This is a genomic window from Bradyrhizobium sp. Pa8, from assembly GCF_052588265.1.
The window spans coordinates 1,841,917-1,865,153 of the sequence record NZ_CP176767.1; the positions used below are offsets into that span (position 1 = coordinate 1,841,917).

21 protein-coding genes, 1 tRNA gene and 1 pseudogene are annotated in these 23,237 nt (G+C 62.2%); 12 read left to right on the plus strand and 11 right to left on the minus strand.

What is annotated here, in order from left to right; genetic code table 11:
* The first annotated feature begins 911 nt into the window (after nt 1–911).
* Both ACKWRH_RS08335 and ACKWRH_RS08340 read left to right on the plus strand, forming a co-directional pair.
* Complete coding sequence (locus tag ACKWRH_RS08335) at nt 912–1,712, plus strand: hypothetical protein (RefSeq protein WP_445220104.1); 801 nt, start codon at nt 912–914, stop codon at nt 1,710–1,712.
* Nucleotides 1,713–1,741: 29 nt separating this feature from the next.
* Nucleotides 1,742–2,071: a cytochrome P450 gene (locus ACKWRH_RS08340; RefSeq protein WP_445220105.1), complete on the plus strand. Its 330-nt coding sequence runs from the start codon at nt 1,742–1,744 to the stop codon at nt 2,069–2,071.
* 254 nt (nt 2,072–2,325) lie between these two features.
* Here the strand turns inward: ACKWRH_RS08340 and ACKWRH_RS08345 are convergent, their stop codons facing one another.
* Nucleotides 2,326–2,712 carry a response regulator transcription factor gene (locus ACKWRH_RS08345; RefSeq protein WP_445220106.1) on the minus strand — a complete coding sequence of 129 codons (387 nt, stop codon included), beginning with the start codon at nt 2,710–2,712 and terminating at the stop codon, nt 2,326–2,328.
* An 88-nt stretch (nt 2,713–2,800) separates the two neighbouring features.
* Entirely contained in the window at nt 2,801–3,472 is a 672-nt protein-coding gene (locus ACKWRH_RS08350) for a response regulator transcription factor (RefSeq protein ID WP_445220107.1), read from the minus strand.
* 476 nt (nt 3,473–3,948) lie between these two features.
* On the opposite strand from ACKWRH_RS08350, the pseudogene ACKWRH_RS08355 reads away from it, so the two are divergent.
* Nucleotides 3,949–4,260, plus strand: a pseudogene (locus tag ACKWRH_RS08355) (formyltransferase family protein); the annotation flags it as partial.
* A 117-nt stretch (nt 4,261–4,377) separates the two neighbouring features.
* On the opposite strand, the gene ACKWRH_RS08360 reads toward ACKWRH_RS08355, so the two are convergent.
* Nucleotides 4,378–4,569: a hypothetical protein gene (locus ACKWRH_RS08360; protein WP_445220108.1), complete on the minus strand. Its 192-nt coding sequence runs from the start codon at nt 4,567–4,569 to the stop codon at nt 4,378–4,380.
* 853 nt (nt 4,570–5,422) lie between these two features.
* Between ACKWRH_RS08360 and ACKWRH_RS08365 the strand changes: the two genes are divergently transcribed.
* Both ACKWRH_RS08365 and ACKWRH_RS08370 read left to right on the plus strand, forming a co-directional pair.
* Entirely contained in the window at nt 5,423–6,856 is a 1,434-nt protein-coding gene (locus ACKWRH_RS08365; RefSeq protein WP_445220109.1) for an MATE family efflux transporter, read from the plus strand.
* 700 nt (nt 6,857–7,556) lie between these two features.
* Entirely contained in the window at nt 7,557–8,513 is a 957-nt protein-coding gene (locus ACKWRH_RS08370; RefSeq protein ID WP_445220110.1) for an ArdC family protein, read from the plus strand.
* Nucleotides 8,514–9,414: 901 nt separating this feature from the next.
* On the opposite strand, the gene ACKWRH_RS08375 is transcribed toward ACKWRH_RS08370, so the two are convergent.
* From ACKWRH_RS08375 to ACKWRH_RS08385, 3 genes are all read right to left on the minus strand, one after another.
* Nucleotides 9,415–9,489, minus strand: a tRNA-Val gene (locus ACKWRH_RS08375).
* A 157-nt stretch (nt 9,490–9,646) separates the two neighbouring features.
* On the minus strand, nt 9,647–10,945 hold the full coding sequence (locus ACKWRH_RS08380; protein WP_445220111.1) for a hypothetical protein: 1,299 nt from the start codon (nt 10,943–10,945) through the stop codon (nt 9,647–9,649).
* A 119-nt stretch (nt 10,946–11,064) separates the two neighbouring features.
* A complete protein-coding gene (locus tag ACKWRH_RS08385; RefSeq protein ID WP_014497701.1) occupies nt 11,065–11,670 on the minus strand; it encodes a DUF1134 domain-containing protein in 606 nt (201 codons plus the stop codon).
* Between the two features lie 139 nt (nt 11,671–11,809).
* On the opposite strand from ACKWRH_RS08385, the gene ACKWRH_RS08390 reads away from it, so the two are divergent.
* Nucleotides 11,810–12,295, plus strand: coding sequence for a YHS domain-containing (seleno)protein (locus tag ACKWRH_RS08390; RefSeq protein WP_445222355.1), 486 nt, complete (start codon nt 11,810–11,812; stop codon nt 12,293–12,295).
* A 23-nt stretch (nt 12,296–12,318) separates the two neighbouring features.
* Here ACKWRH_RS08390 and ACKWRH_RS08395 read toward each other — a convergent pair whose 3' ends face one another.
* Nucleotides 12,319–13,149 carry a 3'(2'),5'-bisphosphate nucleotidase CysQ family protein gene (locus ACKWRH_RS08395; RefSeq protein ID WP_354121247.1) on the minus strand — a complete coding sequence of 277 codons (831 nt, stop codon included), beginning with the start codon at nt 13,147–13,149 and terminating at the stop codon, nt 12,319–12,321.
* 171 nt (nt 13,150–13,320) lie between these two features.
* On the opposite strand from ACKWRH_RS08395, the gene chpT reads away from it, so the two are divergent.
* The 6 genes from chpT to ACKWRH_RS08425 all read left to right on the plus strand — a co-directional run bounded on the left by chpT (nt 13,321) and on the right by ACKWRH_RS08425 (nt 20,025).
* Nucleotides 13,321–13,974 (plus strand): histidine phosphotransferase ChpT, encoded by a 654-nt coding sequence (gene chpT / locus ACKWRH_RS08400; protein WP_445220112.1) that lies wholly within the window; start codon nt 13,321–13,323, stop codon nt 13,972–13,974.
* 195 nt (nt 13,975–14,169) lie between these two features.
* Nucleotides 14,170–16,953, plus strand: a complete 2,784-nt coding sequence (locus tag ACKWRH_RS08405; protein WP_445219170.1) for a hybrid sensor histidine kinase/response regulator — start codon at nt 14,170–14,172, stop codon at nt 16,951–16,953.
* Nucleotides 16,954–16,980: 27 nt separating this feature from the next.
* Nucleotides 16,981–17,451, plus strand: coding sequence for a chemotaxis protein CheW (locus tag ACKWRH_RS08410; RefSeq protein WP_445220113.1), 471 nt, complete (start codon nt 16,981–16,983; stop codon nt 17,449–17,451).
* A gap of 71 nt (nt 17,452–17,522) precedes the next feature.
* Nucleotides 17,523–17,888 (plus strand): response regulator, encoded by a 366-nt coding sequence (locus tag ACKWRH_RS08415; RefSeq protein WP_007600538.1) that lies wholly within the window; start codon nt 17,523–17,525, stop codon nt 17,886–17,888.
* A gap of 74 nt (nt 17,889–17,962) precedes the next feature.
* On the plus strand, nt 17,963–19,156 hold the full coding sequence (locus ACKWRH_RS08420; protein WP_041955012.1) for a protein-glutamate methylesterase/protein-glutamine glutaminase: 1,194 nt from the start codon (nt 17,963–17,965) through the stop codon (nt 19,154–19,156).
* Nucleotides 19,153–20,025: a CheR family methyltransferase gene (locus ACKWRH_RS08425; protein ID WP_445220114.1), complete on the plus strand. Its 873-nt coding sequence runs from the start codon at nt 19,153–19,155 to the stop codon at nt 20,023–20,025. The genes ACKWRH_RS08420 and ACKWRH_RS08425 overlap by 4 nt, the downstream gene beginning before the upstream one ends.
* 162 nt (nt 20,026–20,187) lie before the next feature.
* On the opposite strand, the gene ACKWRH_RS08430 is transcribed toward ACKWRH_RS08425, so the two are convergent.
* The 4 genes from ACKWRH_RS08430 to ctrA all read right to left on the minus strand — a co-directional run bounded on the left by ACKWRH_RS08430 (nt 20,188) and on the right by ctrA (nt 23,021).
* Nucleotides 20,188–21,348, minus strand: a complete 1,161-nt coding sequence (locus ACKWRH_RS08430) for a glutathionylspermidine synthase family protein (RefSeq protein ID WP_445220115.1) — start codon at nt 21,346–21,348, stop codon at nt 20,188–20,190.
* 3 nt (nt 21,349–21,351) lie between these two features.
* Nucleotides 21,352–21,744 (minus strand): hypothetical protein, encoded by a 393-nt coding sequence (locus ACKWRH_RS08435; RefSeq protein WP_248881489.1) that lies wholly within the window; start codon nt 21,742–21,744, stop codon nt 21,352–21,354.
* 1 nt (nt 21,745) lies between these two features.
* The gene (locus tag ACKWRH_RS08440) at nt 21,746–22,150 is read right to left on the minus strand and encodes a DUF350 domain-containing protein (RefSeq protein ID WP_212486699.1); all 405 of its coding nucleotides are present in this window, start codon (nt 22,148–22,150) and stop codon (nt 21,746–21,748) included.
* 169 nt (nt 22,151–22,319) lie between these two features.
* Nucleotides 22,320–23,021, minus strand: coding sequence for a response regulator transcription factor CtrA (gene ctrA / locus ACKWRH_RS08445; RefSeq protein WP_008138878.1), 702 nt, complete (start codon nt 23,019–23,021; stop codon nt 22,320–22,322).
* Between the last annotated feature and the right edge of the window lie 216 nt (nt 23,022–23,237).

The following is a 23,237-nucleotide window of genomic DNA, read 5'->3' on the forward strand; positions in this document are numbered from 1 at the left end:
CGCAAGCAACGGATGAGATAGGGCAGACGCGGTGAGACATATCGCCTGGAATCGAACATCGATCAGCCATTTCAAAATCGATCCTGCCGCTGGTCCCACCCGCTCCACTCGAACAGCCCGCGGTCGCCGCAAAGGTCTATGGTACATCAGCCGACCTCCTTCTAGCTCGACAGGTGCTTCGGTCTCCTAGGATTGGATTGGTCCATGATCGTCGGTCAAAAAGGGGACACGGGCAGAAGTTCAGGCGATCTGCCTCCAACTCTTCAAAAATGAGATTGTGGCTCATCCCCGAACCGTTGTTTCGGGTCTGAGCGAAGTCTTGGGGCGAGCAAAGCCTTGGACCGAAGCGAAATTCAGCCTGGATTTGAGTCTGTACAAAGATCCGGCTGCGCCAGCTTCTCGCTCCTTGTACGGAGTCTGACAGCAGCGCACAAAGTGTGAGAACCAAACACGGCGCGCGATTGCGTTTGGCGAGCTATTGCGAAGCCAAATCACGCGCTTATGCTCGCGAGGTGCGCTGGCACGGCCGTTGCTCGTTCACACAGTAGGCCAATAGAGGCCAGTAGAAGGATCTGAACATGAGCAGCACGACAGGATCTTGGGCTTACGGAGAGAAAGCGCCGATGCCAAGCCAAGAACAGACCAAGTCAAAAGAAGCTCGTAGCTCTTCGACCAGCGGTGGTTTTGGGACCACGCCGCAGGATACGAAAGTCGCGACTAGAGCGGCCTAAACGTCTTTGAAGAAATCAGGCGCACTACTGCGGTCTAAGCAGGCCGAAACTGCAGTGCCACTGACCTCGCCTTGCCCCTTGACGGCAGGGCGAGGAAGCGCCTCTGTGTTGCATCTCGGGGGCCTGGTAACAGCATGCGGTTGCTCATTGCCTTCCTGGGAATGAATCGGGTGAGTAGCATTGACGGTCCTTTACGACAAATTTGAGCTCCCCAAAATTCAGGACCGAGTGGACTTTGCTGCCTTTATGTTGGGAGTAAACCACACCGATCTTTACAGGTACGAAAATGGCGGTCGACAAATCTTCGTTTTCAACTCTCTCGATTTGGTTCGGCGCTTTTTTGAAGACACCGATTGTTACGGCGCGAGCGAGCATCACTACAGAAACATTGTCGATGCATATGCGCCATCGGCGTCCCCGCTATTGAAGCTGAAAACAACCTCCTCTGGTCAAGCCAAACCATACGGCGCCATTTCAGCCGCGCTAACTCAAACCGCGGCGGGCTTTCAAGAACGTGTTACGCCCTACGTCGCAGGTCAACGCTCCGTCGAGATCTCACACGAGATTAAACGCTGGATGCTGATCCTAATGGCCAAACTGCTTTACGATTTCGATATCTCCCGCCATGCCGATGAATTCATCACGAGCGGAAAGTTTTTAGAAGAGTGGCTGGCGAATGTAGACCATGCCGATTCCTGGCCTGAGAAGACGAAAATGGACGGCGCACTTAAAGAGAGCAAGCAATTCTTTCAGCACATTGCGCGCGAAATCTCCAAAGTCAAATTGGATCGTTGCGACGATAAGCCCAAGATGCCTGAGGATCTGATCGCCTACACGATCATCCGTGCGCTGATAAACGCCTTTCATGCATCCGCAACGTCAATAGCCTGGACCTTAATGCTTGTTGCGGACAGAACTGTCCAAGAGGCGCTGTTCGACGAAGTGACGGCGGTCTCCCTGAGTTTGATTTCCGCAGTGTGAAATCCACTCCCAAGGTCCGAAGAGCCGTGATGGAAAGTTTGCGGCTTTATCCTCCCGCGTGGATGCAGGGCAGGCACGTACGGAAGGATCATCTCATCCGCGAGATAAATATTCCTCAAGGGAGTGCGGTGATGGTTTGTGCATATTCATTGCACCGCAATGGTAAATACTGGGATCGTCCGGACGCGTTCTTGCCGGACAGGTTAAGGAACGTTCAACCTATGACACAAGATGCTACGTGCCGTTCGGTGGAGGGCCCCACATCTGCCCGCGTCTGGATTGTCAACTCCTATTTTGCAATTGATGCTTGCTTACATGATCAGACGGTTCCGGTTCTCAGTGCAAGGGACGCGATGTAAATCTCGTGGGTTAGTCGGGCTGAGGTTACATCCAGGCCTCTGGCTTAAATTGGAATCCCGATAAGCACATCGGCTGAGAGATGTGTGGGGCGAGCGCGCCATGGGCCCTTGTTCGGCCCTCGGTCGCAAACACGCTCAACATCTTTTGTCGATCTCACTAATTGCAAGTGGCTGCGTGACCGGACGGCCATCGCAAAATGTGGCGATCGCCAAGATAGACTTGGACTTGGTATGAGCGGACTGCGGCTGAGGCGTTATGCGCTCGTACCGTCCGATTCCTCCAGCGCAATCTTCAAGTATTTGATCAACGCTGGCGTGGTAAACGGTTTGGCAAGAAGGCTGATCGCGCCCGCCTTGGTCGCGCGAGCGCGCACTGCATCATCAGGGAAGGCCGTGATGAATATGAAAGGTGTGTGATGGCCGAGGCCGCGCGTATATTCGAGAAGGTCAAGTCCGTTCATGCCCGGCATCTGGACGTCCGCGATCACGCAGGACGTATCGCGCAATTCTGCCGAGTTGAGGAATTCATCAGCGGAGACAAAGGTGTGGACGATGTATCCGTACGATGTCAGAAGGTTGTTTGTTGCGGTGCGAACGGATGGATCGTCGTCGATGATCGAGATGACGGAAGGCATTGACAAGTTGATGGCTCGCGATCGTGGAACTGCTTGCCGCGGTTGCGGCCGCAAGTTGTAAAGTGGGGGCGGGGCGCACGATTGAAAATTATACTTAGGTTTGTACGTCCCCTTTTGGACGGGAAATTCCGAGCGCTTCACTCATTTTTATGAGATCGGCCAGCGATTTCGCGCCCATTTTGCGCATGACCTGCCCGCGATAGATCTTGACGGTAATCTCGGCGAGGCCAAGCTCGCCCGCCACTTGCTTGTTCAACAGGCCGGATGTGACCAGTGCCAGAATATCGCGTTCGCGTTTCGTCAGACTTTGGAAGCGGGATCGCAACTCAGAAACCGTTTTCTCGAGGTCGCGCCGCTTGCGATCTCGTTCGATCGCAGCCTGGACCGCGTCGAGCAAGTCCTGCTCGCGTACCGGCTTGGTCAGGAAGTCGACCGCACCACTCTTCATGGCCTGGACGGTCATGGGAATATCGCCGTGACCTGTGATAAAGATGATGGGTGTGTGGATGTTAGCCTTGGCAAGATCGGACTGGAGCTCGAGGCCGCTCAATCCCGGCAGACGGATGTCGAGCACGAGGCAACTCGGCGCCTCGGGCGGGCCGGCTTGCAGAATCTCCACCGCTGAGCCGAAAGCCTCGACCTGAAGCCCTACCGATTCAAACAGATTTGTGAGAGCCTGCCGCATCGAAGCGTCGTCGTCGACGACCAAGACGATCGCTTCGTCAGAACCTGTGCGCGACCGCATCTCTTGCGAGAGCTCGCTCATGATGCATCCTCTGGATGCGGGCGCATGATGATCTGAAATGTCACGCCACATCTCCGGTTAGAAAGCGCAAGGAATCGCCTTGATGCTGTCCACAACTTGCCTGTGCGGCCGAATTCCCCAATGTTGTAATCTGATCGCAGAACTTCTCATTTTTCAACTATATGGGCGATTCGTTTGCGGCAAAAGGACGATGCAGGCCCCGACTGGCCCTCTGTTGTCGGCAGTCGCAGGTCTCGCTGCTCTGGCGTAAAACTGCACGAAGATGCGACCCACCAGCGGCTTGCAGGGCGCGAATTCCGCGGAACTCCGACCGGCACTCTGAAGCCAGCCGAGTTCCCGCTGCATCGTTGCTATTACAACATGCCGCTCATCGGCCCGCTGGCGAGGGCCGGGCGACTCAGGTTAAGCGGCCGTCATCGATCAGACCAACGCGCTGAAGGAATGAAATGGTCGCAGCCATTCCAAAACTTCCCTCTTCCGGTCTGCCTTCCTTCAAGGGCGCCAATCCATACAAGCAGGCCTTTGAGAGGGGCGTGAAGCTCATTGGGGCGACGTCCCACTATGTCACGGCGGACCTGGACGAGGGACCGATCATCGAACAAGACACGATTCGAGTTACGCATGCGCAAAGCCCAGAGGACTACGTTAGCCTGGGAAGGGACGTCGAAAGCCAGGTTCTCGCCCGCGCCGTCCACGCGCACATCCATCGCCGGGTGCTCGTCAATGACGATAAAACGGTCGTCTTTCCGGCCTCGCCGGGATCGTATGCAGCGGAGCGAATGGGCTAAAGGTCGGGTGTTGGGTACAGGATAACTTCGGGCGTGCCGCAGCGGGATCATCAAGGGGCCGGCACCGCGCGTCGTTCCATCGACACGATGCCGGCCTGCTCGCGGTTTCGGACCGGATCAGGCGGCGACCTGCTCGCGGGTCCTTGGTCCGAAAATGCCGATCACCAGCATAACGATCACCATCGCCGTCGTGATCGTCGCAAAGACGCCTGAAACGCCGGAATTGCGCAACACGAAGGCGACGATGAAGCCGGAGAACGCGCCGACCCGGCTTGCCGAATAGACGATGCCAGCGGTCTGTGAAGCCACCGCGGCGATCGCCCAACTCGAGCAGCGACAATGGTTTCGCCATTGCCCGCCAGGAAATTTAGATCTTCCGACCGGTGGACTCTTCCGCTTGCGCGCGTGCGGCGTACGCCCCAAGCCAGCGAGGCGGCAAATTGGATTCTCGCGTTCTTGCCGGATGCCTCCCGACAGAGGCGCGCAAGGTGCGGACCCGCTATCTTGCGTGAAATTTTCCTTCGTGGTTCGAGGGCAGAGGATAACAATGGTCGATTTTTCGCGATTGTTTGAAGGCCGGGCGAAAGCAAGGCTCCTACCGTGACTCGAAGAATCGAATGAACATGCTGTCGATCTCCTATTCGCCCTCAGACGACACTGTCCTCAACGCGCTGGTACTGAGCAGTACTGGGCTCTGACGTAAGAAGGCAGGAGCTTCAAGCCATTTGCGAGAAGAGTGTCGTGCCGCATACTTGCAGCCCAAAGTCCTGACGGTCGATGCCGGCTGTCGGCTTTGCGACATGCTGTCACGATTGCTTCAGCAAATCGCCTTCCAATTCAAGGCTTTCGCATTGGCATGAGTTTTGAACAAAAGGACTTGTTCAGGATAGAAGCTCAAGGATTCACAGTGGTGACCGACGATATCGGCAATCCGTATGCGTGGGACTTTGCTTCGGGATCTTCAACGCCGGTAACCGCAGGTGACGGAGCTAAATGCCAGATGCATCGCGTTGACACGGATCGTCCCCCCAATTGGCTTGGGCAAGTCCTGAAGTGAGGTCGCTTCGGCAACCAACGCGAATTCAGAGCAGGGAGGCTGCCCCTCCTCTCCGTGAAACACCGATTGTTGGGCCGGCAGAGCAAACCGGACAGCGTTATTTCTATGGACAAACGAGTCGAAAAAGCACCGCTAGCCTTCCAGCACAAACTGACGACACGGGGGGATTACCATCAGTTCGCGGTCGAACTCGCAGAAGTTGCGAAGCTCGCATGGCCGATGGTGCTGACGCAGCTTGGGCAGGTCGCGATGATGACGACCGACCTTGCCTTGATCGGTCGCATCGGACCTGATGCCCTCGCTGCGGCAGCGCTGGGTGCCGCGATCTATCTTATTGGCTTCACTCTCGGCGTTGGTTTGCTGGCGCCGATCGCGCCCCTGGCAGCCCAGGCGTTCGGGGCGCAGAACCTTGCCGCGGTAAGACGCACGCTGCGCATGGGACTGTGGGCGGCGCTGCTGCTATCGTTCCCCATCGTGGCGTTTGCGCTGCACGGAGAGCAAATCCTGCTCGCTTTCGGCCAGGCACCCGACGTGGCGCGGCTCGCGCAGCAATACCTGTTCGGACTAGCTTCGGGCGCGCTGCCGGCACTTTGGTTTCAGGGTTTCCGCAACTTCATGGCCGCGGTCCACCAACCGCAGCCGGTGTTGTGGATTACGCTTGGGGCCATTCCCGTCAACGCCCTTATGGCTTATCTCTTGATCTATGGGAAGATGGGCCTGCCACCTCTTGGATTATTCGGTGCCGGTCTCGCCAGCACCTTCGTGAACTTTACGATGTTCCTTGCCGTTTTGTGGTTCGCCACAATGCGCCGCCCATTCCGTGACTATCACGTGCTTGCGCATCTGTGTCATTTCGATCGCCCCTTTATGCGACGGTTGATCGTGACCGGGCTTCCGATCTCGCTTATTGTTTTGCTGGAATATGGATTGTTTTCGGCTGCGGGGCTATTGGCAGGCCTGGTCAGCATCAGCGCACTCACTGCCCATCAGATCGCATTTCAGATCGACTTGATGCTGTTTGTAGTTCCCTTAGGCATCAGCACGGCGGCGGCCGTGCGCGTTGGTCATGCAGTCGGCCGCGGTGACGGTCCCGGCGTCAAAAGGGCTGGGCTGATTGCTATACTGCTCGGCATTCTGGCGGCTGCGACGCTGACGGTCGCGGTCGTCGCGATGCGCTTTGAAATCGCCGGCCTGTTTCTGGACCAGACGACTGACGATGCGGGCGCGACCACGGAGCTAGTGGCAAATCTACTTTTGATCGGCGCGAGCTTCTTTATCAGTGATGCCGCGCAGCACATTGCGGCTGGCGGTCTGCGCGGACTGAAGGATACCCGCGTCCCGCTTCTGTTCGCCTGCATAGCCAATTGGCCGATCGGCTTCACCCTTAGCTACGTGCTTGGTTTGAAGATCGGGCTTGGTGCCATTGGTATCTGGATTGGCTTGTCAATTGGGACCACTGTCTACGCGGGCTTTCTCATTCTGCGTTTTCTGCTGCTGGCGAGCAGGTTTGCCCTTCAGAGGTGTCCGTCAATCTCGTAAGTTCCGTCAATCTCGTAAGTCAGGCTTATTGGCCAGCCAGAATTCCTGGGACCGTCAACGAGGTTAGCTCACGCTTTTACCAAGCGAGCCCGCTGGTTCGAAAGATGATGCTGGTGTTGGGTAGTCTCATCCATTTGGTCTAACGTCTTTCACGCGCATCGATCCTGTTCATTATCAAATTCGGCCGACCAATCAGGCAACGGCACATCGAAACAGCTTACGCCGCCCTTCCGCTAAGATCGTTTTGCTTCGATGGAGCGGGTTCTCGCTAACCGAGGGCTGTCGCCTCTCGGCTACCGGGCATTTGATCTCTCGCGGTCAATCCTCGCTTGAAGCGCTTTATTCCGGATCCGGTCGTCGGCCGCGCCCGAAGCTCAGCTGGCACTCCTGCGGGTGCTCTTATAATCCGTCTTGGGGCAGCAGTCGGTGACGCGTCCCGCCGAAAGGGCGCCATGCCGACGCCAGCGGCTACTCCTTTGGCACGCCCGCCCAGCATCGAGCGCCTTCACTTGCAAGACGCCTAAAGCTCTTGTTGCAGCTGCACCACTCACATGCGCCAGCTGCGGGCTGCCGCCGCAGCCCAATCAGATCTGCGTCTTGCTTGGCTGCGCTTCCTAGAGTGAGAGGGGAGATCCCTCCGCCGTGACGGGTTCATAGCCGCGAGAGAGGCTCGCCGGCGCCCGTTTCGCGGAGAAATGCGATGTCCACACGGCATCCTCGCATCGGGACCAGCCAGGAGCGGGCAGGCCTATATGATGAAATCACCGACAAGATCATCGCCGAGCTCGAAGCCGGCCGTGTGCCCTGGGTGCAGCCCTGGGGGACCGCGGCGGCAAAGGCGCCGCTGGTCATGCCGAACAACGCCGCGACCAAACGGCAATACAGCGGCATCAACGTCCTGATCCTTTGGGGCGCAGTCATCGAGCGTGGCTTCGTTGGTCAGAGCTGGCTCACATTCCGCCAGGCGCTATCGCTCGGCGGACATGTGCGCAAGGGCGAGCGCGGCACGACTGTCGTCTATGCGGACCGCTTCGTACCGAATGATGAGAAGCAACGAGCGGCAACGACCGGTGAGGAAGCGCTGGCAATCCCGTTCCTGAAGCGGTTCACGGTCTTCAATGCCGATCAGTGCGACGGCTTGTCTATGGAAATCGGGGCCGCTGCGCCTCCTCGGCCGCAAGGACTGATCGAGCCAACTGTCGAAGCCCTGATTAAGGCGACCGGCATTGACTTCCGCATTGGGGGCGAGCGCGCCTTCTATGTACCGGCAGAGGATTATGTGCAGGTGCCGCCGCCACAAGCTTACTTCGAACCGATCAATTGGCATCGAACAGCCTTGCACGAGTTAGCGCATGCCAGCGGCCATCCGTCGCGTCTCAACCGTGACTTGTCAGGAGGCTACGGTACCAAGAAGTACGCCTTCGAGGAACTCATCGCAGAGATATCCTCTGCGTTCAGTTGCGCTTCGCTTGGAATCGTGCCGACGGTGCGGCACACCGACTACATTGGTTCCTGGCTCGAAGTGCTGCGAGAGGACCATCGCGCGATTGTGCGAGCTGCATCGCAGGCGAGCAAGGTTGCGGACTATCTCCTTGGATTTTTGCCGGAAATGGTTCTCAACATGACGACCGGGAGAGCCGAGCAGGAGGAGGCGTGAAGTCTCCCAGTCGCCTCGAACAAGCTGGCATTCAAGTTGTCGCCGATCCTTGCGACCCCACCGTTCCTTCCGGCGATATGCTGCGCTCCGCGGTCTTGGAAGGAACCGCGGACGGGCAACGGGCCGCGGCGATCATGCGCGTCACGAGTTCGTGCTGGACCAACTGGTGGTCGATTGATCGCTGAGCGCGTTGCGCAACCTGATGCCGCGAGAGGCTTCATCCTGGGCGGCTTTCCACGCGGCCCAAGCGGAGAGGCTTGATGACGTGCTCGGTGAGCATGTGCTGAGCTGCGTGCTCGAGTTCAAAATCGATGAGAGGCGATTGCTGGACTTCTGGCGACGACTATGCCGCCAAGAGGCTGCTGTGAGCAATCGACGCCTAGCTGCAATTGAAGAACGCGATGACATCGCTTCGGCCTAGGCGGAATCGCGGAAGGATGAGATCGTCGGAGTGTCGCCGTAGCCGCTCCGGGAGCTTCCGCCAGTTAAAATTGAAAGCATGTGAATTGCGGCGCTCATGAACCCGATTGCTTCTTTGAGTGTGGAGCGAGCCTTCTGGAACTCAATCTTCTGCGGCACGTCGGACATCGCGTAGGAGACGAGTTGCTAGCCGGGCGAGTTTTAAGCGCGAGAGGGAGTTCGGGAGCTTGACGAGAAATATCGCCAAGCCGAGGTCAAGCGACAAATGAGAATCCTCCGCATGCCGGCCTTCCCAAATGCGGCTCATAATCGTCTCTCTGCAGGCCGGTATGAATCCGGGGGACGGGCCCAATTGGCTCTGGATCGCGGCACCATCGTGGAGCGATCTTTCGTCAATCGAAGTGCCCCTGTTGTGCCCCGGCTTTTCTGGGGCACACCTTTAGGGAATGAATGCGATAAGTCGTTGATAATAAAGATGGAATGGTGGGCGCACAAGGGATCGAACCTTGGACCTCTCCCGTGTGAAGGGAACGCTCTCCCGCTGAGCTATGCGCCCGGGACCATCATGCCGACGGCCGGACTTTCGGCCGGCCGGCACATCGGAGCCCGCGATTTAGAAGTGCGGGCCGAAGGTGTCAAGTTTGGAGGGGCCTTGGGGCCCGAAAACCTTCCGCGGATCGGCAATTCGCTGGCCAGACCGTGGTTTGGGCCGCTTATGCGCCCTGCTGGCGGGCGCGGGAGGCGTGGGCCTGGAGCGCGCGGATGCGCTCGGCCAGCGTTCCGCCGCCTTCGGGCAGGGTGACAGCGGCCGCGCCATTGCCGGCGGCGTCATTGGCCGGGCGGGGTGCCGGTTTCGGGGGCTGGCCGGCCTCGGCCGCGAGCAGGGCCTCGATCGGCGAGTTCGGGCCTTCGAGCTGCATCGCGAGCTTCGCCACCTCGGCGGCGATGTCGTTGATGCGTTCGCGCAGCAGCGCATTCTCCATGCGTTCGGTCGCCCAGGAGCTCTCCGCCTGCTGCTGGATCGCGTTGATGTCGCGCTGGAGCTTGGCGCGCTCGTCGCGCGCGGTGCGCAGCTGCTCCTCCAGCGCGGTCTTTTCCGCGCGGAGCGATTCGAACGCCGCCGACGATTTGCCGCCGCTTAAGCCGGCGATCTCGACGCGCAGCTCCTTGATGATGCGATCATTGCCCTCATTGGCCTGGCGGAGCTGGTTGTTCTCGTAGTCGCGCTCGGCGAGCAGCTTGCCCTGCGTGGCGAGGCGGCCTTCGAGATCGGCGACGCGGCCCGACAGCATCTCGGCCTCCTTGACCTGCACGATCAGCTGGCGATCGAGCTCGGTGACGCGCTGGCTCAGATTCTCGACACGGCCACGCGTGTCGCCGAGCTCGCGTGAGGCGGTCTCGGATTCGGTCCGCTCCTGCGTCAGCCGCGCCTGCGTGGCGGCAAATTCCTTCTCGGCGTCGCCGACGCGATTTTTCAGTTCCTCGATCTGCGCACGCACCACGACCAGTTCGACCTGACGGCTCTCCGCCATCATCGAGCGGTCGGACAGCTCGGAATTGATTTTTGCGAGCTCGCCCTGCTTGTCGGTCAGCGCGTTCTCGGCGGCGCGCAGGGCCTCGGTCTTGGCGTTGAATTCCTCTTCGGTGGCGCGGAGCTGCTCCTTCACCGCCTTCTCGCGTGCCTCCAACGCGAAAATCGTGGCGTTCTTCTCGCCGAGCTCGATCTTCATGCGGTTGATGGCGTCGCTCTTCTTGCCGAGTTCGGCGAGCTGGCTCGTGGTCTTGTTCTTGAGCTGGTCGACGCTCATCTCGAGCCGGCGCGCGGACATGGCGAATTCGGCGCGGAGCTGGTCCTTGTCGGCTTGGATCTCGGCCATCGAGAGGGGGGTGGCGGCCTCGAGTCGGCGCGTGGTCAGGCGGACCGCGCGGTTATGCACCAGCGGCACGATGGCAAGCCCGCACAGCATCGAGAGCAGGAAACCGATCGCAAGGTACATGATCGGTTCGACCATGGGCCAGAACTCCCAGAGCTAAGGAAAAATTTACCAAAGACAATGCATGGCGGGCCGGCAAAAAGCCAGCCCCGCCCTGTTGTTAACGTGAATCCGGAAATGGACTGGGGAAGACCGACCTAGAACGGGTTCCAGGTCGCGCGCGGGGTGAATTTCAAATAGCCGATATTGGCTCCCAGCCGTAGCCCGAGGCCCGAGCGGATCGGCACCAGCACGATGTTGTTGGCGGTGAGCGCCGTCATGCCGAAGCCGCCGATGATATAGGCCGAGCCGTCGATGCCGGCGAAGCGCTGATAGATCGCGTTGGTGGCGGGCAGGTTATAGACCAGCGTCATGGTGCGCGCGCCGTCGCCGCCCCAGTCGAAGCCGAGCGAGGGGCCCTGCCAATAGACGCGCAGGTCGCCGGCGTTCTTGGTGTAGAGCGTGCCTTCGCCGTAGCGCAGGCCGGCAACGAAGGCGCCGGACCCTTCCTCACCCAGGATATAGCCGTTGGGCAGGCCCCACTGGCTGACGGCCTTCTCGATGATCGAGGCGAGCCCGCGCGAGACGTTGCCGAAGAAGCGGTGGCCGGCGGTCACGAGTTCGTCCGGCCCATAGGTGCTGGGCGACGGGGTCCGCTGCGGCGGCGGCAAATTGGGCGGCGGCGCCTGCTGGGCGGAGGCCGGGACGATCCAGCCGACCAGCGCGGCAAGCGCGACCGCAGCAAGGCGTGATGCGAAAGTCATAAAAGAACCCCTGGTATCGAATCCCGCCGCTTCCTTAACCTGGCGCCAACAGGCACGGCTCTAGGTTGCGCCGGATGTCCCCTCGACTCGGATGTTATCCGCAGCAACTATGACGGCACAACGGCAGGAAGATAGCCCTTTGCGCCCCGGAATCGCCTTGATCCGCTTTCTGGTCTGCCTGCTGGCAGGCATTTGGATCGCCTGCGCAGGTTTGCCGGCCGAGGCTGCCACCACCGAGCGGATCGTCGTCAACCGCTTCAGCGGCGTGGCGATCGAGGGTTTCGACCCCGTCGCCTATTTCGTCGATGGCGCGGCCGCGCAGGGGACGGCCGAGTTCGAGGCGAACCTCTGGGGCGCGGTCTGGCGCTTCCGCAACGAGGGCAACCGGGCGTCGTTCCTGGCCCATCCCGAGATCTATGGACCGCAGTTCGGCGGGTACGATCCGGCCGACATCGCCCGCGGCGTGGCCGTCGCCGCCAACCCCCGCTTCTACGTGATTTCGGCGCAGCGGCTCTATCTGTTCAGCCGGGAGGCTAATCGCGATGCCTTCGCCGCCGACCCGGAGCGCTTCCTCTACGAGGTGCGCAAGCGCTGGCCGGCGCTCCAGGAACAGCTTAGTCAATAACAGCTTAGTCAATAACAGCTCAGTCAGTAGCAGCCTGCCGCCCGCGGATCGCCCCAGGCGATGAATTCCGGGATAATGAAGCCGGTGTCGCCGCGCTGGCCGAATCGGAGCTCGCCACCCTTGCCGTCGGTGACCTTGCCGCCGGCCGCCGTCACGACCGCGCAGCCCGCCCCGACATCCCATTCGCAAGTGGGTCCGAAGCGGGGATAGATGTCGGCGCTGCCCTCCGCGATCCGGCCGAATTTCACCGCTGAGCCGACCGTCTTCCTGACCGCATTGGGCCGGCCGTCGATGAACGCCTCGCTTCTGAGGTCGCCATGGGAACGGCTCACTGCCGCGATCCAAGGCTCGCCCTGCGTCGGCAGCGTGCGGGTGCGGACCGGTTCGGCAGCACCGATGCTCGTGCCGTCGAACCTGACGCGCTCGGCGCCGCGGCCGACGATGCCGCGCCAGAGCAGGCCGAGCGCGGGCGCGGCTACGATGCCCAGCAGCGGCACACCTTCGGTCACGAGGGCGAGGTTGACGGTGAACTCGTCGCGGCCGGCGACGAACTCCTTGGTGCCGTCCAGGGGGTCGATCAGGAAGAAGCTGTCGCGGAATGGCGGCGAGGCGAGCTGGGTCCGCTCTTCCGACAGCGTCGGCACGTCGCCCGCAAGCTGCGCCAGGCCGTCAGCGATGATGCGGTCGGCGGCGAGATCGGCCTCGGTGACCGGCGAGCCGTCCTGCTTGCCGTCGACCCGCATCGCTGCGCGATTGACCGCGAGGATCGCTTCGCCCGCCTTCACCACCAGCGCGGTGAGCGGCTCCATCAGGTGGGAGGCGGCCGGGCCGTCGATGATCCGCTTCACCTGCATGCCTCATTCATCGGCAATTCCATCCCTACTCGACTGATTCGCCGCGGCTTTATGGCCGCTTCGAACCGATCGCAAGCTAGCTGCCACGGGCTTGCGAATGTTAGAACCTGCGGCATTCGTCAAGCATGCGTGATTCGCCGCGTCCGCGCCGTGCAATTCCAGGAACCCTTTATGTCTGACGCTTCGTCACCCGGTACCGCTACCGCTCCAGACGCGCTCGAACTCGCCGCGCTCCTGTGTTCGCGGGTCTGCCACGATCTCATCAGCCCTGTCGGCGCCATCGTCAATGGGCTCGAAGTGCTCGACGACGATCCCAAGCCCGAGGATCGCGAGTTCGCGCTCGATTTGATCCGCAAGAGCGCGAAAACCGCCTCCGCCCGCCTCCAATTCTGTCGCCTGGCCTTCGGCGCGGCCGGCTCGTCCGGCGCGCAGATCGACCTCGGCGATGCCCAGACCATGGCGCGCGGTCACATCGAGGACGGCAAGTGCTCGATCACGTGGAATCTGCCGCGGCTCTTGCTGCCGAAGAATCGCGTCAAGCTGTTGCTCAATATGCTGGTTGTTTCCCAGCACACGATCCCGCGCGGCGGCATGCTGACGATCGACCCGATCGGCGAGGGCGAGACCATGAGCTTTCGCGTCACCGCGACCGGTCATAATGCGCGCCTGCCGCAGAACATCTCCGAGCTCCTGAGCGGGGAGCGCGGCCCGGCCGCGGATGCGCACGCGATCCAGCCTTATTATACGCGGCTGTTGGCAGAGGCTTGCGGGCTCACCGTGAGGCTCGCGCACGAAGGCGAAGCCATCACCGTTACCGCATCGTAAGCGCGTCGCCGCCCGCAAACGTTAATCTATCCTTTACGAGGCGCTTCGGCTTGTCCGGAGCGCCTTATCTCTTTGTTGGTTCCGTTCTTTTGCACATACTCAACCATTATTAAACGCTTTGCGGTGAAGCTGGCCCCATTCCGAAATGGCGCATCACAAGTCGTGCGCGCCCTCCCTGTATGAAGGCCTGTTTTCATGGATGATCTGTTGCGGGAGTTTTTGACGGAGACCAGCGAGAGCCTGGACACCGTCGACAATCAGCTGGTGAAGTTCGAGCAGGAGCCGAACAACGCCAAGATCCTGGATAACATCTTCCGCCTGGTCCACACCATCAAGGGCACTTGCGGCTTCCTCGGCCTGCCGCGGCTTGAAGCGCTGGCGCATGCCGGCGAGACGCTGATGGGCAAATTCCGCGACGGCATGCCGGTGACGGGGCAGGCCGTGACGGTGATCCTGTCCTCGATCGACCGCATCAAGGAGATCCTCGCCGGGCTGGAGGCGACCGAAGCCGAGCCCGAGGGCACTGACCGCGATCTCATCGACAAGCTGGAGGCGATGGTCGAGCAGGGCATGGCGGCAATGGCGGCTGGCAGCGCTGCTCCCGTTGCTGAAGCGCCGCCGCTGGTGCCGGAAGCCCCTGTTGCTGCTGCGCCTGCACCCGCCAAAGAGATGACGCAGGGCTCGCTGATCGACCAGACCCTGGAGCGGCCGTTGCGTCCGGGCGAAGTCTCGCTCGACGAGCTCGAGCGCGCCTTCCGCGAGACCGCGATCGAAGCGCCGGCCCCTGTCGTCAAGGCCGAGCCTGCGCCGGCTGCTGAAGCTCCGGCACCCGCCGCCAAGGAAGCTGCAAAGCCCGCCAAGGAGAAGGCCGCGCCGAAGAAGTCGATGGCTGACGAGGGTGCCGCCGAAGGCGACCGCATCGCCAACCAGTCGATCCGCGTCAACGTGGATACGCTGGAGCATCTGATGACCATGGTCTCCGAGCTGGTCCTGACCCGCAACCAGCTGCTGGAGATCTCCCGCCGCAACGAGGACACCGAGTTCAAGGTGCCGTTGCAGCGCCTGTCCAACGTCACCGCCGAGCTGCAGGAAGGCGTCATGAAGACGCGCATGCAGCCGATCGGCAATGCCTGGCAGAAGCTGCCCCGCATCGTCCGCGATCTGTCGAGCGAACTCGGCAAGCAGATCGAGCTGGAGATGCACGGCGCCGACACCGAGCTCGACCGCCAGGTGCTCGATTTGATCAAGGACCCGCTCACCCACATGGTGCGCAACTCCGCCGACCATGGCCTGGAGACCCCCGCCGAGCGGCTCGCGTCCGGCAAGGGCGAGCAGGGCACCATTCGCCTGTCCGCCTATCACGAGGGCGGCCACATCATCATCTGCATCGCCGACAACGGAAGAGGCCTCAACACCGAGAGGATCAAGGCCAAGGCGATCTCCTCCGGTCTCGTCACCGAGGCCGAGCTCGAGAAGATGAGCGAAGCCCAGATCCACAAGTTCATCTTCGCGCCCGGCTTCTCCACGGCAGCGGCCATCACCTCGGTCTCCGGCCGCGGCGTCGGCATGGACGTGGTGCGTACCAATATCGACCAGATCGGCGGCACCATCGACATCAAGAGCGTTGCCGGTGAAGGCTCCTCCGTCACCATCAAGATCCCGCTGACACTGGCCATCGTCTCGGCGCTGATCGTCGAGGCCGCCGGCGACCGCTTCGCGATCCCGCAGCTCTCGGTGGTCGAGCTGGTCCGAGCCCGCGCCAACTCAGAGCACCGCATCGAACGCATCAAGGACACCGCTGTCCTGCGCCTGCGCAACAAGCTGCTGCCGCTGATCCACCTCAAGAAGCTCTTGAAGATCGACGACGGCGCCGCCTCCGATCCCGAGAACGGCTTTATCGTGGTGACCCAGGTCGGCAGCCAGACCTTCGGCATCGTGGTCGACGGCGTGTTCCACACCGAAGAGATCGTCGTCAAGCCGATGTCGACAAAACTGCGTCACATCGACATGTTCTCCGGCAACACCATTCTGGGCGATGGCGCGGTCATCATGATCATCGATCCCAACGGCATTGCCAAGGCGCTCGGCGCCGCCGGCTCCTCGGCCCATGACATGGGCGACGAGAACGGCGCGCATCACATCGGAAGTGGCGAGCAGACCACCTCGCTCCTCGTCTTCCGCGCCGGCTCCAGCCAGCCCAAGGCGGTCCCGCTCGGGCTCGTCACCCGCCTGGAGGAGCTGCCGGCCGACAAGATCGAGTTCTCCAACGGCCGCTACATGGTGCAGTACCGCGAGCAGCTGATGCCGCTCGTCGCCATGGAGAGCGTCACCATTGCCAGCCAGGGCGCCCAGCCGATCCTGGTGTTCGCCGATGACGGCCGCTCCATGGGCCTCGTCGTCGACGAGATCATCGACATCGTCGAGGAACGGCTCAACATCGAGGTCGGCGGCTCCGCCTCCGGCATTCTCGGCTCGGCCGTGATCAAGGGCCAGGCCACCGAAGTGATCGACGTCGGCCACTTCCTGCCGATGGCGTTCGCCGACTGGTTCACCCGCAAGGAGATGAAGCCGTCGCAGCACTCGCAGTCGGTGCTGCTGGTCGACGACTCGGCCTTCTTCCGCAACATGCTGGCCCCGGTGCTGAAGGCGGCCGGCTACCGCGTCCGCACCGCGCCGACCGCGCAGGAGGGCCTGGCTGCGCTCCGCGCGCAGAGCTTCGACGTGGTCCTGACCGACATCGAGATGCCCGACATGAACGGGTTCGAGTTCGCCGAAGTGATCCGCTCCGACACCAATCTGGGCGCGATGCCGATCATCGGCCTGTCCGCGCTGGTGTCGCCGGCGGCGATCGAGCGCGGCCGTCAGGCCGGCTTCCACGATTATGTCGCCAAGTTCGACCGTCCCGGTCTGATCGCGGCGCTGAAGGAACAGACCGCGGGTGCCGCCGGCGCCTCCGAGCTGAGCCGGGCAGCGGCCTAAGAGCGGGATGGATCAGGAGATACGCAGATGAGCAACAAGACCCAGACCACCGAAGGCGCCATGGTCGAATACGTCACCGCGATGATCGGCGGCCAGCTGTTCGGCCTGCCGATCTCCCGGGTCCAGGACGTGTTCATGCCCGAGCGCGTCACCCGTGTTCCGCTGTCCTCGCGCGAGATCGCGGGGGTGCTGAACCTGCGCGGCCGCATCGTCACCGTGGTCGACATGCGCGCCCGGCTCGGCCTGCCCAAGCCCGAGGACGGCAAGACGGCGATGGCGGTCGGTGTCGACCTGCGCGGTGAATCCTACGGCCTCCTGATCGACCAGATCGGCGAGGTGCTGCGGCTTGCCGAGGACGGCAAGGAAGAGAACCCCGTCAACCTCGATCCCCGCATGGCCAAGCTCGCCGGCGGTGTCCACCGCCTCGACGGGCAGCTCATGGTCGTCCTCGACGTCGATCGCGTCCTCGAGCTCGCGCCCGAGATGATGGCGGCCTGATACGGCGGCATCGCCGCCGACGGACTCGCAATGGAAGTACCCCCACAAGGGGGTAGGAAGCAGAGGTTCACATGCGCACTTGTCTCGTCGTTGATGATTCCAGCGTCATCCGCAAGGTTGCGCGCCGGATCCTGGAGGGCCTCGACTTCCAGATTCTCGAAGCCGAGGACGGTGAGAAGGCACTGGAGGCCTGCAAGCGCGGCTTGCCCGATGCCGTGCTGCTCGACTGGAACATGCCCGTGATGGACGGTTACGAATTCCTTGGCCACCTCCGGCGGATGCCCGGCGGCGACCAGCCGAAGGTGGTGTTCTGCACCACCGAGAACGACGTTGCGCACATCGCCCGTGCGCTGCACGCCGGCGCCAACGAATACATCATGAAGCCCTTCGACAAGGACATCGTGACGGCGAAATTCCAGGAAGTCGGGCTTATCTGAGCGAACATCCGGAGGCTGAACGGATCCTTCGGCGATTGTTTCAACTGAACCGTTTCAGTCTGAGTTGGTGAGTAATGAGTGTTGCGTTCGCAGGTAATTCGACCACGGGTCCGTCGCGCGACGCCGGGCCGCTGCGGGTGATGGTCGTCGACGACTCCGTCGTCATACGCGGTCTGATCTCGCGCTGGATCGGTGCCGAGCATGACATGGAGGTCGCGGCCTCGCTGCGCACCGGGCTCGAGGCGGTCAACCAGCTCGAACGCATCAATCCCGACGTTGCCGTGCTCGACATCGAAATGCCCGAGCTCGACGGCATCTCGGCGCTGCCGCAACTGCTGGCGAAGAAGCGCGATCTCGTCATCATCATGGCCTCGACGCTGACCCGCCGTAACGCGGAGATCAGCTTCAAGGCGCTGTCGCTCGGTGCAGCGGACTACATTCCGAAGCCGGAGTCGACGCGCGAAGCGTCGGCCGCGGACATCTTTCATCACGACCTGATCCAGAAGATCCGTCACCTCGGCGCGCGGCTGCGCCGCAGGCCCGCAGTCGCGAGCCCGCCGCTGGCGCCCGCGACCCCGGCACCGGCCGCACGTGCACCGGCTGTCGTGCGGCCTGCCGCGCCCGCACCGGCCCTGCATGCGCCGTCGTCGGGGGCGCTGTCCACGCGCCCGTTCTCGGCCCACGCACCGAAGGTGCTGCTGATCGGCTCTTCGACCGGCGGTCCGCAGGCGCTGATGGCGCTCGTCACCGAGCTCGGACCGGTGATCGACCGCTTCCCGGTGCTGATCACCCAGCACATGCCGCCGACCTTCACCACCATTCTCGCCGAGCACCTGGCGCGCGCGAGCCGCAAGCCGGCGGCCGAGGCGGTCGACGGCGAGCCGGTGAAGCCGGGACGGATCTACCTCGCGCCCGGCGGCAAGCACATGCGTGTCGTGCGCAGCGGCGCGGACGCGGCGATCGCGCTCGACGACGGTCCCGCCGTCAATTTCTGCAAGCCCGCGGTCGATCCGCTCTTCACCTCCGCCATCGACATCTGGCACGGCAACATCCTCTCGGTGATCCTGACGGGTATGGGCTCGGACGGCATGCGCGGCGGCAAGGACATCGTCGCCGCCGGCGGCAACGTGATCGCGCAGGACGAAGCCTCCAGCGTGGTCTGGGGTATGCCGGGCGCGGCGGCCAATGCCGGCATCTGCGCGGCGATCCTGCCGCTCAACCAGATCGGTGCCAAGGTCAACCGCCTGTTCGCGGGAGACCGCTCGTGACGCCGGTCGACTACGAGTATCTGCGCAAGTTCCTGAAAGAGCGCTCCGGCCTCGATCTCTCCGCCGACAAGCAATATCTCGTCGAGAGCCGACTGCTGCCGCTTGCCCGCAAGGCGAGCTTGCCCGGCATTCCCGATCTCGTGCTGAAGATCAGGAACGGCGACGGCCGGCTTGCGACCGACGTGGTCGAGGCGATGACCACCAACGAGACCTTCTTCTACCGCGACAAGATCCCGTTCGATCATCTGCGCGAGACCATCCTGCCGGGCCTGCTCCAGGCGCGCGCGGCGCGCAGGTCGCTCCGCATCTGGTCGGCGGCCTCGTCGACCGGGCAGGAGCCCTATTCGATCGCGATGTGCGTGAAGGAGATGGGCGCGGTCTTCGCCGGCTGGCGCATCGAGATCGTCGCCACCGATCTGTCGCAGGAGGTGCTGGAGAAATCCAGGGCCGGCATCTACAGCCAGTTCGAGGTGCAGCGCGGCCTGCCGATCCAGCACCTGATGAAATACTTCACGCAGGTCGGCGAGCTCTGGCAGCTCAATGCCGATATTCGCGCGATGGTGCAGTTCCGCCAGCTCAATCTGTTGCAGGACTTCTCCCATCTCGGCACGTTCGACGTGATCTTCTGCCGCAACGTCCTGATCTATTTCGACCAGGACACCAAGGCCGTGATCTTCGAGCGCATGGCGAAGGGACTGGAAGCCGATGGCACGCTGCTGCTTGGCGCCGCCGAATCCGTCGTCGGCATCACCGACGCGTTCCGCCCGATCACCGAGCGCCGCGGTCTCTATCAGCTCAACCCCGCGCGCTCCGGCCGTCCGATGGGCGGATTGATGCCGCAGCCGCTGAAGGTCGCCGCGGCGAGGTGATTCTCTGTTTCTGTCATTCCGGGGCGGCGCGTCGGCGCCGAGCCCGGAATCCATAACCACAAGCAATCGTAACAGGCAGGCTGATAGATCAGGCCTCTTTCAACTGCCTGTGGTTATGGATTCCGGGCTCGCGACTACGTCGCGCCCCGGAATGACGAGCCTCTATAAAATCGCATGCGGCAGAAACCGCGAGCGGTTGCCCGTGATCGGGCTCTCGTCCTCGCGGATCGACAGGCCGCACGGCTCGTGATTCACCAGCCAGCTTCCCACCACCACGTAGAAGCCCGAGAAATTCGGCAGCGGCGACAGCGCCTGCCGCACGAAACCTTCTGCGCCGTAGGGGCCTGCCTGCTCGTCGAGCGGCATGCCGCCGGACACCAGCGTGACGTTGGCACCTTCGCGCGACAGCAGCGGCTTGCGGACGTAGGAGCTGCCGAGCTCGGCCGCCCGCGCGTCGTCCTCGAAGAAGGCCGGCAGCAGATTGGGATGGTTCGGAAACATCTCCCAGAGCAGCGGCAAAATGCCCTTGTTGGAGAGCACCGCCTTCCACGGCGGCTCGATCCAGCGCGTCGGTGCGCTCGTCAGCTTGGCGCCGAAAGCGTCGTGGAACATCCATTCCCAGGGATAGAGCTTGAAGGCGAGCGCGATGTCGCCGTCGTCGAGATCGACGAAGCCGCCAGGCTCGTCGCGCCAGCCGATCTCCTCGATGTCGAGCAGCCTGGTCGAAAGCCCCGCCTGGCGCGCGGTGTCCTCGAGATAAGCGAGCGTGCCGGCGTCTTCCTCGTTGCCGGTGGTGCCGGTGAGATGGACATGGCGGCTTGCGGCAATCTCCTTCCACGCCGCGATCAGCCGCTCGTGGATGGAGTTGAACTGGTCGGCGCGGGCCGGAATGATGCGGCGTTCGATCGCCTGTTCGAGCCAGGTCCATTGAAACACCGCGGCCTCGAAGATCGAGGTCGGCGTATCCGCGTTGTATTCGAGCAGCTTTGCAGGACCCTGGCCGTCGAACTTCAGATCGAGCCGGCCATAGAGGCTGCGGTCATCGCGCTCCCAGCTCTCGGCGATCAAGCTCCAGAACGCCTCCGGAATCTTCAGGCGTCGCAGATGGCGCTCGTCACCGATCACGCGGCCGGCAAGCTCCAGGCACATCGCGTCGATCTCGGCTGTCGGCGTCTCGACACCGCGCTCGATCTCGTCGAGCGTGAAGGCGTAATAGGCGCTCTCGTCCCAATAGCGTTCGCCGTCGATGGTGTGGAAGGCGAAGCCGCATTGTTCGGCGGTCTGCCGCCAGTCGTCGCGCTCGGGGCAGACGATGCGTCGCATGGATCAACCACCCCCCGAGAAGCCATGGCCGAACGAGCCGAAGCCGCCACGGCTCACGCTGCTGGAGCCTGAGTCCGAAGAGGTTCCCGATGAGGAATGGCTCGAGGAATCGCTGCTGAAGAAGCTCGATCGCGACGACCAACGCGAGCTGCTGCCGCCGCTGCCGCCCGATGAACTGCTGCTACTGCTGCACGTCGTGGTCGTCTGGCCCGGCACGGCTCCGGGCGAGGGCTCGCAGTGCTGCCGCGGCATCAGCGTGTAGGCGGTGGTGCCGACCGCGATCGTGCCCATCACCAGCAGCGCGACATGGCCGGAGCGCTTCACAGGCGGCCCCGATGGCGGCGCCACGGGCGCCGGCCGGCGCTTGCCGAACTCCTTTTTGGAGGGTTTGGCCATGTCAGTAGATCATGCAGGCGGCGTTCAACAGGCCCGCCGCGAGGGAGGACAGCCCGAGCCAGATCGCCGGCGCAAGCTCGCCTGCGGCAATCCGCGCCGACAGGTTCGGCACCGGGACCTTCACCAGAAAGAGCACGATGATCTGCACGATCAGCGCGATGATCGCCCAGATCAGACAGTCCAGCACATTTGCCGAATGCGCGATCGCGCTGACCAGTGGTGCCACGAAGCCGAGCAGGCTGAGGCCGAGTGCGATCGCGGCGGCCGGCTCGTTGTCGCGGATGAGCTGGAACTCGTTGTGCGGGGTGATGCGGGTGTAGACGAACAGATACGCCACGATCGCGATCAGGCCGGTGCAGAAATAGACCAGGAAGGCGGGCAGGCCGGCCAGTGATTGCAGGATCATCGTTCCCCCATCGTGCAGCGACCATTCGTCGGCGGGGGGAGGATAGCGGTTCAATGGCGCAAGGACGATGAGGCCGCGTTGGCGTCCCCAAAAAACAAAACCCCGCCATTTGCGGCGGGGTCCAGGCTGGGAGGAGCGAGCCCCGGGGGCTCGCGACGTAAACCCAGGATCAGGCGGGAATGCGCTCTTCGTGCTCGTGCGGCTCGCGCAGCACGTAGCCGCGGCCCCACACGGTCTCGATGAAGTTGCGGCCCTCGGAAGCGTTGGCCAGCTTCTTGCGGAGCTTGCAGATGAAGACGTCGATGATCTTCAGCTCCGGCTCGTCCATGCCGCCATAGAGGTGGTTGAGGAACATTTCCTTGGTGAGGGTCGTACCCTTGCGGAGCGAGAGGAGCTCCAGCATCTGGTATTCCTTGCCGGTCAGATGCACGCGCTGGCCGCCGACTTCCACCGTCTTGGTGTCGAGGTTGACGACGAGGTCGCCGGTCTGGATGACCGACTGGGCATGGCCCTTCGAGCGGCGCACGATCGCGTGGATGCGGGCCACCAGCTCGTCCTTGTGGAAGGGCTTGGTCATGTAGTCGTCGGCGCCGACGCCGAGACCCTTGACCTTGTCCTCGATGCCGGCGAGGCCGGAGAGGATCAGAATCGGTGTCTTGATCTTGGAGACCCGAAGCTGCTTGAGCACGTCGTAACCGGACATGTCGGGCAGGTTGAGGTCGAGAAGAATAATGTCGTAATCGTATAACTTACCGAGATCGACGCCTTCTTCCCCCAAATCGGTCGTGTAGACGTTGAAGCTCTCAGACTTCAGCATCAGCTCGATCGACTGCGCGACGGCGCTGTCATCTTCAATCAGCAAAACGCGCATGCCAGTTCCCCATAGTCGCCGCTCCTGGGCGTCAGGTCGGCCGCATTCGCGGCACTCAACAAAACGCCTTTGAACAACTGATTCGGATCCTGACAACAGATGGTTAACAAACTCTGATTCTGGAACGCAAGTCCCCCCGGTGCAATTTTTGTCGAATCGCCCTAAGGTCTTGCGCGCGAAGCAGCTTTCGTCACCCCGTACCGTTCAAGTTCCACT

What these genes read in the sequence shown, in the direction of transcription:
- ACKWRH_RS08340 (WP_445220105.1), top strand. Translation starts at nt 1,742, where the DNA reads ATGGAAAGTTTGCGGCTTTATCCTCCCGCGTGGATGCAGGGCAGGCAC.
- ACKWRH_RS08365 (WP_445220109.1), top strand. Translation starts at nt 5,423, where the DNA reads ATGGACAAACGAGTCGAAAAAGCACCGCTAGCCTTCCAGCACAAACTG.
- ctrA (WP_008138878.1), bottom strand. Translation starts at nt 23,021, where the DNA reads ATGCGCGTTTTGCTGATTGAAGATGACAGCGCCGTCGCGCAGTCGATC.
- chpT (WP_445220112.1), top strand. Translation starts at nt 13,321, where the DNA reads ATGTCTGACGCTTCGTCACCCGGTACCGCTACCGCTCCAGACGCGCTC.
- ACKWRH_RS08350 (WP_445220107.1), bottom strand. Translation starts at nt 3,472, where the DNA reads ATGAGCGAGCTCTCGCAAGAGATGCGGTCGCGCACAGGTTCTGACGAA.
- ACKWRH_RS08435 (WP_248881489.1), bottom strand. Translation starts at nt 21,744, where the DNA reads ATGGCCAAACCCTCCAAAAAGGAGTTCGGCAAGCGCCGGCCGGCGCCC.
- ACKWRH_RS08380 (WP_445220111.1), bottom strand. Translation starts at nt 10,945, where the DNA reads ATGGTCGAACCGATCATGTACCTTGCGATCGGTTTCCTGCTCTCGATG.
- ACKWRH_RS08385 (WP_014497701.1), bottom strand. Translation starts at nt 11,670, where the DNA reads ATGACTTTCGCATCACGCCTTGCTGCGGTCGCGCTTGCCGCGCTGGTC.
- ACKWRH_RS08370 (WP_445220110.1), top strand. Translation starts at nt 7,557, where the DNA reads ATGTCCACACGGCATCCTCGCATCGGGACCAGCCAGGAGCGGGCAGGC.
- ACKWRH_RS08410 (WP_445220113.1), top strand. Translation starts at nt 16,981, where the DNA reads ATGAGCAACAAGACCCAGACCACCGAAGGCGCCATGGTCGAATACGTC.
- ACKWRH_RS08430 (WP_445220115.1), bottom strand. Translation starts at nt 21,348, where the DNA reads ATGCGACGCATCGTCTGCCCCGAGCGCGACGACTGGCGGCAGACCGCC.
- ACKWRH_RS08405 (WP_445219170.1), top strand. Translation starts at nt 14,170, where the DNA reads ATGGATGATCTGTTGCGGGAGTTTTTGACGGAGACCAGCGAGAGCCTG.
- ACKWRH_RS08395 (WP_354121247.1), bottom strand. Translation starts at nt 13,149, where the DNA reads ATGCAGGTGAAGCGGATCATCGACGGCCCGGCCGCCTCCCACCTGATG.
- ACKWRH_RS08440 (WP_212486699.1), bottom strand. Translation starts at nt 22,150, where the DNA reads ATGATCCTGCAATCACTGGCCGGCCTGCCCGCCTTCCTGGTCTATTTC.
- ACKWRH_RS08420 (WP_041955012.1), top strand. Translation starts at nt 17,963, where the DNA reads ATGAGTGTTGCGTTCGCAGGTAATTCGACCACGGGTCCGTCGCGCGAC.
- ACKWRH_RS08415 (WP_007600538.1), top strand. Translation starts at nt 17,523, where the DNA reads ATGCGCACTTGTCTCGTCGTTGATGATTCCAGCGTCATCCGCAAGGTT.